The sequence below is a fragment of the Agarivorans sp. QJM3NY_33 genome (assembly GCF_050870865.2).
GTDB lineage: Bacteria > Pseudomonadota > Gammaproteobacteria > Enterobacterales > Celerinatantimonadaceae > Agarivorans.
Map to the genome: position 1 here is coordinate 4,153,981 of NZ_CP194039.2, position 12,880 is coordinate 4,166,860.

Below are 12,880 nucleotides of genomic sequence, written 5' to 3' on the forward strand. Positions count from 1 at the left end.
TCTAGGCTATCGGCACTTTGAAACAAAACTAAAGCGACTTTTCAAATACAAAAAAGGAGTGCAAGCACTCCTTGACCTGAATTCGCTAAGATTAACTCACAAATTCAATTCCTTTATCGATATCACCATGTAAGGTATCTAACATGCCATCGATAGCTGATTTTTCAAAGCTGCTAATTTCACCATAAGGTAAAATTTCAACCACGCCTTGCGGACCTAAGCGAACTGGTTGAGCAAAGAACTGAGCGTGCTCACTGCCGCCATCAACATAGGCACATTCAATCACGTCTTCACCTTGCGCAGCTTTCACTAAAGAGAGACAAAAACGTGCTGCGGCCTGCCCCATCGAAAGCGTAGCACTGCCACCACCAGCTTTGGCTTCCACGACTTCGGTGCCCGCATTTTGAATTCGCGTGGTCATGGCAGCGATTTCATCATCGCTAAATTCAATACCGTCTAGTTGCGATAGCAAAGGTAAAATTGTCACCCCGCTGTGACCACCAATCACATTAAGTTTTATATCTGCAGGGTTGAGGCCTCTGGCTTCCGCAATAAAAGTTTCTGAGCGGATCACATCGAGGGTTGTCACCCCAAAAAGTTTACTCTTATTGTAAACACCCGCCTTTTTTAGTACTTCCGCGGCAATAGGCACAGTCGTATTGACAGGGTTGGTGATAATACCAATACACGCGCTTGGGCAAGTCGCGGCAACTTTTTCAATTAAATTTTTAACAATACCTGCATTAATGTTAAATAAATCAGAGCGATCCATTCCAGGTTTACGCGCCACACCCGCTGAAATTAATACAATGTCAGCACCTTCCAAGGCAGGTGTCGGGTCTTCTCCTGCAAATCCTTGTATTGCGACTTGAGTCGGGATATGGCTCAAATCAACCGCAACCCCAGGAGTAACAGGAGCGATATCATAAAGTGAAAGTTCAGAACCCGCAGGTAATTGAGTTTTTAATAGTAATGAAAGGGCTTGACCTATTCCGCCAGCGGCACCTAATACGGCTACTTTCATCCAACTTCTCCATGCTTTTTTATTGTGGTAGAGGGGTAATCTTTAAAGACACACACAAGATAGCGGAATCTATAAAGAAATACAATTTAGCAACATTTTTAAAGCAACTATAAAACACTAAAAGACCGACTCAATCACACTTTAACAACTCGTTTTAGACCTTGGTCTAACTGTATTTGCTACTTAAAATAAGCTTGGTAGATAGCCTGATACTCGCCATTACTTTTTAACACTTTCAATGCATCGTTAATTTTCTGGAGTAAACGCTGATCTTGTTTCGACACAGCAATACCTAAACCACTTGCTGGATAAGTTCTATCAGTTTGGAGCACATATTGTGGGTGTTTTACTAACCAATAATGCGCCGCAGCAGAATCCAGCAGCACAGCATCAATACGATCTTGCAGCAAATCCTGCAAAGCCAATTGATAACTAGGGTAAGAAATAGAGAATATGGCTTTACGTTGGCGACGCAAGAAACGCTGGAAACTGGAACCATTCTGTACTGCAACCACCGACTGAGATGTGAGCTTATACTCAGCTTTGGTAATATAGACTGCGATATTGTCAAAATAAGCGTGGCTAAAATTCACTAAACGCTGGCGAGGCTCAGTAATATCCAAGGCTGAAATCGCAAAATCATAGTGCCCGACCGCCACACTGCCCAATAGACTATCGAAGGGTTGGTGATAAAACTGACACTCTCTTTTCATCTGCATACAGAGGGCCTTCGCGAGATCGATATCAAAACCCACCAGCTGCTTATTTTGGTCAAACGACTCAAAAGGCGGATATGAAGCTTCGGTGACAACCCGTAATGGTAGCTCCTCTGCCTGAGCAAAATGTATCAATATTAAGGATAGAAATAACAAAAATTTGCAGCGCATAAGTGATTACTCATCATGTCTTTACAACTATGATAATGCAGCTTTGCTCACTCGAACAACTCATAGCGAGAACTTCACTACCGAATAGTGTGCCAAACTATGCATTTATATGCACAAAAGGGGAATAAAGTTGATATAAGAGTTAAAGTTGGCGACAATAACTGCGGATTTATAAGCTCGGATCACCGATGAAATATAGCGATAAACAAGAACAGTTAATAAAAGCCTTTAAATCACTGTTAAAAGAAGAACGATTTGGTTCGCAAGCTGAAATCGTTACCGCCTTGCAGGAGCAAGGTTTTGAAAACATTAACCAATCTAAAGTCTCACGAATGTTGAGCAAATTTGGGGCGGTTCGCACCCGCAATGCCAAGATGGAAATGGTTTACTGTTTACCTGCCGAATTGGGGGTCCCGACCGTTTCTAGCCAACTTAAAATCTTGGTTTTAGAAATGGACTTCAACGATGCACTAATTGTCATTCATACCAGCCCAGGGGCTGCACAATTAATTGCTCGCCTATTGGATTCTTTAGGTAAGGCCGAAGGGATCCTTGGCACCATTGCCGGAGACGATACCATTTTTATCACCCCTACCCGTCAAATTGACATTGCTGACGTATTTCAATCAGTCAAAGAACTATTCGAAATCAGTTAGCACCTAATGGCCCCTTCCCCAAACTAAGCTTTGGGGAAGACAAAAGCCGCTAAATGTTCCACCGATAACCAAACTTTAACCCCAGGTTCAGCCTGCCAATGATCGCGCATGCGAGCATGTAAAACCTGCTCTGGTAGCGCGGCTAATCGCAGCCTAAAATGGGTTTCGTTACCCATGGGATGAACTGAAATGATAGTTGCTTCAATCATCTCACTATTTTCGAGTTGATGAACCATGACATCTTTGGCCCGCACGATCACTTCAACTGCTTGCTCGTCGGCAAATTGCTCTGCCGCAAATGAGCCCAGAGCCGTCACCACTTTTCCTTGCCGCACCTTGGAGGAAAATCGATTACTCGGGCCAAATAAAGCGGCAACAAAAGCATTCTTTGGCTGATTGTAGAGTTGTTGTGGCGTGTCATCTTGAATGATTTTACCCTGCTCCATCACGACAATTCGATCGGCAATAAACATTGCCTCGAAAGGATCATGGGTGACCATTAACGCCGGCGTATCACTCTTCTTTAAAATATCGAGGGTTTCTTCTCGCACCTGTTGACGTAAATGCTCATCTAAGGCCGAGAATGGTTCGTCAAGTAGCAGCGTACTTGGCTCAGGAGCAAGCGCCCGAAGTAAGGCGACACGTTGCTGCTGACCTCCGGATAAAGTGTGTGGGAAGCGCTCCAGCAAACCGTTCATGCCCATGTTTGCTAAGCTATCTTGAACCCATTGACGTCGTTGCGGTAGGTCTTGACGAGTAGCGAAACCATATTCAATATTAGCGCGAACAGTCATGTGCGGAAAGAGCGCGTAGTCTTGGAACATCATGCCTATCGCACGTTGCTCAGGAGGCAGATGAATCCCTTTAGCGGGCGCTGCCACTAATTTTTGTTGCAAATAAAGCTCACCGCTTTGCAAACGTTCTAAACCTGCAATCAATCTTAGTAAGGTGGTTTTTCCACAACCTGATGGCCCAAGTAAGGCAACAATTTGGTGGCTATCCACCGTTAAACTAACATCTTTTAGTGCTTGCTGCTTACCGTAGTAATGATTAACTTGGCGTAACTCTATACTCATGGAGGCTAAACTTCCTTATCGACGAGGCTCTGATAAACCAATATTGCGACTCATGATGATCACCGGAATAATACCAGCCAGCAAAATGGTGAGTGCCGCCAAAGCACTCTGTTCTAACTGTTCTAATGAGGCTAAGTCCCACACTTGGGTGGACAAAGTATTAAAATTGAATGGTCTTAGAATAAGAGTGATGGGCAGTTCCTTCATGCTATCGACAAAAACCAACAACATCGCCGTCAGTAAGCTTGGTCTGAGCAAAGGGAAGTGAATACGCCATAAGGTTCTTCCCGAACGACTGCCTAATACCCGCGAAGCATCATCCATCTCAGGGGTGATTTTAGTCAAACTGGCATCTAGCGTTCGATAACTTAAGGCGATAAAACGCAAGGCGTAAGCCAATACCAATGCAGCACTGCTGCCCGTAAATATTAATCCAACCGGATGTTCCAGCCAGGCGATCATCAAACCATCGATGGCGTTGTCTAGTAAACCCAAAGGATAGAGGATCCCTACCGCTAATACCGCCCCCGGAATGGCATAACCTAGAGTCGCTAGTTCAGCTAAACTGCGCATCTTATGGCTTTTCGATAGGCGAACACCGTAAGCCAGCAGCAAACCTAAAGCCGTTGTAAACAACGCTGCCATGGCTGCTAAAGAAAAGCTATTCCAAGCATTACTTAAATATTGTTCCAGGCCAGCGTCAAGATTACCCAAAGCATAATGAATCAGCACCGTTACTGGTAATATAAAACCGAGACCGATTGGCAATACACACAGAAAGGTGGCGAGATAGGCTTTACTGCCAGTTAGCGGCTCAGCAAACATGGCAGTGGATTGGCCAGTCAATTTATAAAACTTGCCCGCATGCCGGCTATAACGCTCTAAAGCAAGTAAAATAATCGAAAAACTAACTAACATTAAAGCCAGTTGCGCTGCAGCAGACAAACTACTCATGTTAAGCCAGACATCGAAAATCCCTGCGGTCAATGTTGGCACCGCAAAAAACTCCACCGTGCCAAATTCATTAATAGTTTCCATCAATGCTAAGGTAACCCCGACAATAATCGCGGGTCTGGCTAAGGGCAAAGCGACTCTAAAAAAACTTTGCGTCTGGCTTTTACCCAAACAACGACTCATCTCATACAACTGCGCTGCTTGCTCAACAAAAGCCGCCCGAGCCAATAAATAGACATAGGGATAAAGCACTAAACTTAGTACTGTAATTGCCCCTTCAATAGAGCGGATCTCAGGAAACCAATACTCGCGCGCTGTCTGCCAGCCAAACAGCAGTCTTAAGCTTTTTTGAACAAAGCCTGCGTACTCAAGCTGATCGGTAATCACAAAGGCTAAGATATAACTGGGCACAGCTAGCGGCAGTAATAAAGCCCACACCAGTAACGACTTTAAAGGGAAATCAAAGCGCGTGACTAACCATGCTGCACCAGTTCCAATGACACTAGTGAATAGTGCAACGCCCAGGCACAGTATTAAGGTGTTTTTTAAATAAACCCAAAATACCGTATCCAATAGATGCTGCCAGATCTGCTGATTGCTTGCCCAGGCTAAAGTGAACAAAGTAGCAATAGGCATCAGTGCCAACAATGCGATAACCAAACCACACCAAACCCAAGGATCGGTCAGCACCCATTTTGCCAAAAAACGCCTCTGCGTAAACTTGGTAACGATGTTCATAGTTTCCTAAATACGATGACGGCGGATTGAATCGCAAAAGCTGACCAAGGGCCAGCTTTGATTCACTAACAAGGAGCTAAGGCTTAAACATGCCTTACAGGTCGAAACCCACTCGATCCACGAGACGAGCAGCTGCAGCACGCTGCTCAGCCACGGCTTGTAAAGAAACTTGGTCAATTTTAAACTGACCAAAACTCTCAATATACTCGTCAGTTTGGATCCCTTGACGAACCGGCTCTTCAAAATTAGCAGTTGCGTATAAGGTTTGCGCTTGTTCGCCCACCAAAAATTCCAGCAACTTAATTGCATTTTGTTTGTGTTTAGCGGTTTTCAGTAAACCCGCCCCCGAAATATTGATGTGCTGACCGCGCCCACCCACTTGTTGATCCAGATATACAACTCGCACCTGTTCGGCCCATTCTTGCTGCTCAGGACTCTTAGTGTTGTAGTACATTTTTCCCATATAATAAAGGTTTGCAATAGCCAGATCACATTGACCTTCAAAAATCGCTTTGGCCTGAGCACGGTCATTCCCCTGAGGTTTACGCGCTAAATTGGCCTTTAAGCCACGTAACCAACTTTCCGCAACAGCCTCGCCATCTTCAGCAATCACTGAGGCGATCAGACCAATGTTATAAACATGTTTACCTGAGCGAGTACAGATCCGCCCCTTCCACTTTGGATCGGCTAAATCATTCAAGGACTGGAGTTCACCTGGAGCGACGCGATCTTTGTCGGCATAAACCACCCGAGCCCGGGTAGTAAGCGCAAACCAAAGATTGTCTGGCTGACGTAGATTGGCAGGAACAACCGAATTTAGGATGGGAGAGTCAACCGCGGCAAATAAACCCGCCGCGCGAATTTCTTCTAAACGACCGATATCGACAGTAAGAACCAAGTCAGCTGGATTGTTCGCCCCAGCGGCTTTAATTTTCTCGACTAAGCCTTTTTCAGCATGCACCACGTTCACTTTAATTCCCGTTTGCTGGGTAAAAGCGTCAGTTAAAGGTAGCAATAAACTAGGTTGACGGTAAGAGTAGAGATTGACTTCCTGCGCTGCAAATGAGGGCTGAGCCAGCAGACTAGTCAACATCGTTATAATTAAAAACACTGAATATTTCACAACACCATCCTTGTCATACAGATATTAAATAAAAACGATTTGCATTTAACTTAATGTTAACATGGGTTCGTTAAATCCACCATCTGCAAAAAACAAAAAAGGCTCGCAGATGCGAGCCTTAATGATAGCATTTAGAATTTAGCTAGAAGACTTAACCGTAACAAACTCAGGATAAGCATCGATACCACAGTCATGCATATCCATACCGCTCATCTCTTCTTCTTCAGAAACTCGGATCCCCATGACCGCTTTCAAGATACTCCATACGATGAAGCTCGCTGCGAATACCCAAACAAAGATGGTTAATGCACCCGCTATTTGACCCGTAAAGCTTGTACCATCATTAGTCAATGGAACAATCATCAAACCAAATAGACCAACCACACCATGAACCGAGATAGCTCCGACTGGATCATCAATCTTAACTTTATCAAAGAACACAATTGAAGCAACAACCAATACACCAGCAACCGCACCAAAAATACTTGCTTCAAGCGCTGTTGGCGTAGAAGGCTCAGCAGTAATCGCGACAAGACCGGCCAAGGCACCATTTAATAACATAGTTAGGTCAGCTTTGCCCCAAGTCAATTTGCAGACGATGAGCGCAGAGATAGCACCAGCGGCCGCAGCAGCATTGGTGTTCAAGAATACCATTGCAACTGAGTGAGCGTTGGCAGCATCGGCTAATTTCAACACCGAACCACCGTTGAAACCAAACCAACCCATCCATAAAATGAAGGTACCAACTGTCGCCAATGGCATGTTAGAACCAGGAATTGGGTTAACCGCACCGTTTTTGCTGTATTTCCCCTTACGAGCACCCAGTAATAAAACGCCAGAAAGTGCCGCAGCTGCGCCCGCTAGGTGAACAATACCAGAACCTGCGAAGTCAGAGAAACCAAGGTCGCCTAAGTTGTATAAACCAAATACATCAGCACCGCCCCAAGTCCAGCTACCTTCTAGCGGATAGATGAAACCAGTAAGAACAGCGGCAAATGCTAAGAATGCCCAAAGCTTCATACGCTCAGCTACAGCGCCCGATACGATTGACATTGCGGTTGCCACAAATACCACTTGGAAGAAGAAATCTGAAGCCGCTGAATAAACACTACCACCGTCAAAGCCTGCTTCTTGCTTAGCTGACAAAACACCCGCCAAATCGAAGGCTTCTATACCAGAGAGGAATATACCGCCGCCATACATGATTGAGTAACCACAAATCAAATACATGATACAAGCGATTGCGTAAAGCGCGATATTTTTGGTTAAAATTTCAGTGGTGTTTTTAGCTCGAACCAAGCCAGCTTCTAACATTGAGAAACCAGCAGCCATCCACATCACCAGCGCGCCACACACCAAAAAGTAAAAGGTGTCCATCGCATATTGCAGTTGATAAATTTCGTTTTCCATAATTATTACTTCCCCGTAATCCTTATTAAATAGCTAGTTAAGTTGTACTTAAATAGCCTCTGCATCCATTTCGCCAGTACGAATCCGTACCACATTGCTTAAGTCGTAAACAAAAATCTTACCGTCACCGATCTTGCCGGTGTAAGCCGCGCTAGAAATTGCCTCGATAATGCGATCGACATTTTCAGAGCTGGTTGCAATTTCCAGTTTAACTTTGGGTAGAAAATCTACTTGGTACTCTGCACCGCGGTATAATTCGGTATGACCTTTCTGACGACCAAAGCCTTTCACCTCTGATACAGTCAAACCATCAACACCTACTTCAGCAATGGCTTCTCGCACGTCATCCAATTTGAATGGCTTGATTATCGCGCTTATTAGTTTCATTTGAGCTCCTCCAAAGAGTCATCGATTAACGTTTCTCATATAAGTACTAACAAACGCCATGCCAATACGATTTTAAGCATTAGATTCAATAAGTTAACAATATATTGTATTCGGATGAAATAGTTGTTCGCACCAATTAGGTGCTATTATTTTTCTGCTTGACCCAAGTTGGGTCACACTGTCGCAGGTATCCATTGACAAGCACTAATTAAGTGCACTTGGCTGTCGTTGATGGAAATATGAGCCAAATAACAAGCTCGAATGAAGTCGCTAAGTCAATCAATAGGAAAGGGTCCTAGATGAAGATCTATACAAAGATCTCAAATAGAAGAAAGGTGACAGCTTCTAGCATAAACCCAGGAGAAAACTGAACCGTCGCAGGAACAATTTAGCACGAGAAAGCAAACGGGGGGGTGGCTTGAACGACTCAAGCATCCAAGTTGAAAAACTATCACAATAAAAATTAGCTTTATTGATGTTCAATCGCAGATATAGTTAGTTGAGGGCTCTGAACCTTAAGACAAGCCCTCAAACACCTCATTAGGCAAACCATCTTCTGGATACCAGTCATAAAATAGTTGCCAGATAACGCCCTTTAATAGCGAATGATGGCCTGTAACAAGGCAATGAAATCTTCATATCCACAGGCACTCTGCGCGGTATCAAGGTTCAATTCATGCTCGAAAGCTTGCGATGACTCGCTGATGCCATCGGTCGATATCGAAATCACGACTTCATCAAGGTTTGCTACAAACCGAAACTCAGCACTATCGATACGCAGTTCATCTAAGGCCTTTAATGATTCAAGCTGTTCAAGCAAATGCTGAACAAAATGCTGATCATGATTAAGCTCACGCTCCAACCACATCGAAAAGCAGCGTTGTTCGTCTCCACAATCAATAAAAAAAACGCCGTCTAAAGAACGGCGTATTGTCAATTCCATAAGTTTTAATCTAATTACATATACAGGGTGTCTGTAAGCTTACCTCGACACGACTATGAAGCAAAGTAGGCACTAACTCATAAGCAGCATTTGGCTTCAGTTTAAAACGAGTCAACATAGCTGATTTAATCTGTTTTTCAAGTAACGCACCATTGAATGGCTTTAATACTAAGCCTTGTACGTCCATTAATACATTAAATCCAAGTAGTTGATTATTAGCTTCAGAGGATACAGCTAATATTGCAATATCAGAACTAAGCAAGCTTTGGCCAGTACGGGTAGTTTTAATCAACTGAGGCCCAGCACCTTGCGGTAGATCCATATCAACAATAATGACTTGGTATTCATTAACCATTAAATGTTCTGGTAAGCGAGCAATGTCGGAAAACGTATCGAGGCCTTTCAGCTCGCCTTCACTTTTCATCGTTCGAACCAATTGGCAAGTTTTCAGATCACTAAGCAATAAAGCCTTCGGCTGAGTCACCACCAACTCAGGTTTACTGCTGGCTTGTTTAGCAAGCGTTTCACAACGCGCAATGTAGCCCTTCTTTGGAATCGTTGCGATAGTTAAATCAGTATTATTTAAAGTGGTAATCACCTTACGTAACTGGGATATGTGCTGATTAATCGTATGGTCGGAAACGCTGCGCCCCCATACGGCGTCAGACAAGTCATCTCTTCCTACAACTTGATTCACGTGTTTACACAAATATCCCAACAGGTGGGTTCTTAATGGTCCCAAGTAGGCACTTTTATCCTTAAACGCAATACTATTTTGACTCATATCTACGGTCAAAGGACCGACTATAACAACATCATTAAAGGACATATTGTTTCCCAAAAGCAAGCAAATGAGCTAGTCAAGTCTAGCTCACCCTTTATACCAGTAAATGCTAAAGTTATCCAACATCGGTAGTGTATAATATCGTTTATTATGAAAATTTTATGATTTATCATTAAATGTTTTACAAAAATATACTATTTCGACAGTAAATCTAATGATTTTTTTATAAATTAAGAAAAAAAAACGCAGCCTTAAGCTGCGTTTTAGTGAACAACGGCATTTAATTTACACTGCGGTTTGAATAATCACCTCATCCGCCACCTTGGTGTAGTCCCCTATTTGATCAAAGTTTAAATAACGATAAGTGTCAGCAGCCGTTGCATCGATCTGCTTCGCGTAAGTTAAATACTCTTCTGGTGTAGGCAACTTCCCTAAAATAGCTGCAACCGCAGCCAACTCGGCCGATGCCAAGTATACATTGGCCCCGGTGCCAAGACGATTTGGAAAGTTACGAGTAGAGGTTGAAACTACCGTAGAATTATCGGCAACACGAGCCTGATTCCCCATACACAAAGAACAACCCGGTATTTCGGTACGTGCGCCTACACGACCATAAATACCATAGTAACCTTCCTCAGTAAGCTGTTTTTGATCCATCCTTGTCGGTGGCGCAACCCACATCCGAGTTGGCAGCGCACCTTTATGCTTATCGAGCAACTTACCTGCGGCACGGAAATGACCAATGTTAGTCATACACGAACCGAGGAAAACTTCATCGATTTTTTGCCCTGCAACGTCTGATAACAAACGCGCATCATCCGGATCATTAGGCGCACACAGTACTGGCTCAGAGATGTCGGCTAAATCGATTTCAATCACTTCAGCATATTCAGCGTCTTTATCTGCTTCCATCAACTCTGGATTAGCGATCCACTCTTGCATCGCAGTCACACGTCGCTCAATGGTCCGACGATCACCATAACCCTCGGATATCATCCATTTCAGCATCACAATGTTCGAGTTTAAGTACTCTATAATCGGCTCTTTCGCCAATTTAATGGTACAGCCCGCAGCACTGCGCTCTGCTGAAGCGTCAGATAGCTCAAAGGCTTGTTCAACTTTTAAGTTCTCTAAACCTTCAATCTCTAAAATACGACCCGAGAAAGCATTTTTCTTACCTTGCTTCTCAACCGTTAACAAACCAGACTTAATTGCCGCATAAGGGATCGAGTGTACCAAGTCTCGTAAAGTGATCCCCGGTTTCATTTCTCCCTTAAAACGAACCAAAATAGATTCAGGCATATCTAAGGGCATCACGCCAGTCGCGGCCGCAAACGCAACTAAACCAGAACCCGCAGGGAATGAGATACCAATAGGAAAACGAGTATGCGAATCCCCACCAGTTCCCACGGTATCAGGCAACAGCATCCGATTTAGCCAAGAGTGGATCACCCCATCCCCTGGGCGTAACGACACGCCACCACGATTCATAATGAAATCGGGAAGAGTATGGTGAGTGGTCACATCAACTGGTTTTGGATAGGCAGCAGTATGACAAAAAGACTGCATAGTGAGGTCTGCAGAGAAGCCCAAACAAGCCAAATCTTTTAACTCATCGCGGGTCATTGGCCCAGTGGTATCCTGTGACCCAACAGTCGTCATTTTAGGTTCACAATATTGACCGGGACGAATACCGTCAACACCACAGGCTTTACCGACCATTTTCTGCGCTAAGGTGAAACCTTTGCTAGAAGCGACAACATCTTGCGGACGCTTAAATACCTCTGAAGGCGCCAAACCCATTGCTATACGCGCACGATCCGTTAGGCCACGACCAATAATCAGTGGGATCCGACCACCAGCGCGAACTTCATCGAGTAATATGTCGGTTTTCAGTTCAAAAGTCGTAATCAGCTGATCGGTTCCAGCTTTTTTTACTTCTCCAGTGAATGGGTAAATGTCGATCACATCCCCCATATTCAGCGCTTCAACATCAAGCTCAATGGGTAAGGCTCCAGCATCTTCCATGGTGTTAAAGAAGATTGGTGCAATTTTTCCACCTAAACAAAAACCACCCGCTCGTTTATTAGGAACATAAGGAATATCATCCCCCATTAACCACAATACTGAGTTAGTTGCCGATTTACGTGAAGATCCGGTTCCCACAACATCACCCACATAAACTAAAGGATGGCCCTTCTGTTTAAGTGCTTCAATTTGTTTCATCGGACCGATATTACCTGCATCATCGGGCTCAATACCATCACGAGCATTTTTCAGCATCGCCAGCGCATGTAAGGGAATATCAGGGCGCGACCACGCATCGGGGGCTGGAGATAAGTCATCGGTATTGGTTTCGCCAGTCACTTTAAATACCGTTAACGTAGACTTTTCGGCGACTTGAGGACGACTCAGGAACCAATCGGCATCGGCCCAACTTTGCATCACCTGCTGGGCAAAAGAATTCCCCGCTTTGGCTTTTTCTTCCACATCATGAAAGGCATCAAACATTAATAAGGTATGTGATAATGCTTTAGTCGCAATCGGAGCGAGTTGCTTGTTCTCGAGCAAACTAATTAAAGGTTGGATATTATAGCCACCTTGCATAGTGCCTAATAACTCGGTAGCGTAACTCGGAGAAACAATAGGTGAGCTAACTTCCCCGGCAGCTACAGCAGCAAGAAAGCCTGCTTTAACGTAAGCGGCTTCATCAACACCTGGTGGAATTCTATTGGCTAATAAATCTAGTAAGAATGCTTCTTCGCCAGCAGGGGGAGCTTTTAATAACTCGACCAATCCGGCAGTTTGTTCAGCATTGAGGGGGTTAGGTACTATACCTTCAATAGCACGCTCTTCGACGTGTTTACGGTAGCTTTTTAGCACGACTCACTCCTTATT

General features: G+C 44.2%; 11 protein-coding genes. 1 reads left to right on the plus strand and 10 read right to left on the minus strand.

What is annotated here, in order from left to right; all coding sequences use genetic code 11:
- Positions 1-91: 91 nt before the first annotated feature.
- Together mdh and ACRRSY_RS18600 are read right to left on the minus strand one after the other, a co-directional pair.
- Positions 92-1,024: a malate dehydrogenase gene (gene mdh / locus ACRRSY_RS18595; RefSeq protein WP_432456077.1), complete on the minus strand. Its 933-nt coding sequence runs from the start codon at positions 1,022-1,024 to the stop codon at positions 92-94.
- 179 nt (positions 1,025-1,203) lie between these two features.
- Positions 1,204-1,911: a transporter substrate-binding domain-containing protein gene (locus ACRRSY_RS18600; RefSeq protein WP_432456076.1), complete on the minus strand. Its 708-nt coding sequence runs from the start codon at positions 1,909-1,911 to the stop codon at positions 1,204-1,206.
- A 188-nt stretch (positions 1,912-2,099) separates the two neighbouring features.
- Here ACRRSY_RS18600 and argR point away from each other — a divergent pair, with 188 nt between their 5' ends.
- The gene (gene argR, locus ACRRSY_RS18605) at positions 2,100-2,567 is read left to right on the plus strand and encodes a transcriptional regulator ArgR (protein ID WP_432456075.1); all 468 of its coding nucleotides are present in this window, start codon (positions 2,100-2,102) and stop codon (positions 2,565-2,567) included.
- Positions 2,568-2,590: 23 nt separating this feature from the next.
- Here the strand turns inward: argR and ACRRSY_RS18610 are convergent, their stop codons facing one another.
- The 8 genes from ACRRSY_RS18610 to acnB all read right to left on the minus strand — a co-directional run bounded on the left by ACRRSY_RS18610 (position 2,591) and on the right by acnB (position 12,865).
- Positions 2,591-3,643, minus strand: coding sequence for an ABC transporter ATP-binding protein (locus ACRRSY_RS18610; RefSeq protein ID WP_432456074.1), 1,053 nt, complete (start codon positions 3,641-3,643; stop codon positions 2,591-2,593).
- Between the two features lie 15 nt (positions 3,644-3,658).
- Positions 3,659-5,335 (minus strand): ABC transporter permease, encoded by a 1,677-nt coding sequence (locus ACRRSY_RS18615; RefSeq protein WP_432456073.1) that lies wholly within the window; start codon positions 5,333-5,335, stop codon positions 3,659-3,661.
- 94 nt (positions 5,336-5,429) lie between these two features.
- The gene (locus ACRRSY_RS18620) at positions 5,430-6,458 is read right to left on the minus strand and encodes an extracellular solute-binding protein (protein ID WP_432456072.1); all 1,029 of its coding nucleotides are present in this window, start codon (positions 6,456-6,458) and stop codon (positions 5,430-5,432) included.
- Between the two features lie 138 nt (positions 6,459-6,596).
- A complete protein-coding gene (locus tag ACRRSY_RS18625) occupies positions 6,597-7,868 on the minus strand; it encodes an ammonium transporter (RefSeq protein WP_432456071.1) in 1,272 nt (423 codons plus the stop codon).
- A gap of 48 nt (positions 7,869-7,916) precedes the next feature.
- Complete coding sequence (locus ACRRSY_RS18630) at positions 7,917-8,255, minus strand: P-II family nitrogen regulator (RefSeq protein WP_016400812.1); 339 nt, start codon at positions 8,253-8,255, stop codon at positions 7,917-7,919.
- A 595-nt stretch (positions 8,256-8,850) separates the two neighbouring features.
- Complete coding sequence (locus ACRRSY_RS18635) at positions 8,851-9,198, minus strand: YacL family protein (RefSeq protein ID WP_432456070.1); 348 nt, start codon at positions 9,196-9,198, stop codon at positions 8,851-8,853.
- A gap of 10 nt (positions 9,199-9,208) precedes the next feature.
- On the minus strand, positions 9,209-10,027 hold the full coding sequence (locus ACRRSY_RS18640; RefSeq protein ID WP_432456069.1) for a winged helix-turn-helix domain-containing protein: 819 nt from the start codon (positions 10,025-10,027) through the stop codon (positions 9,209-9,211).
- 240 nt (positions 10,028-10,267) lie between these two features.
- Complete coding sequence (gene acnB, locus ACRRSY_RS18645) at positions 10,268-12,865, minus strand: bifunctional aconitate hydratase 2/2-methylisocitrate dehydratase (protein WP_432456068.1); 2,598 nt, start codon at positions 12,863-12,865, stop codon at positions 10,268-10,270.
- Positions 12,866-12,880: the final 15 nt, after the last annotated feature.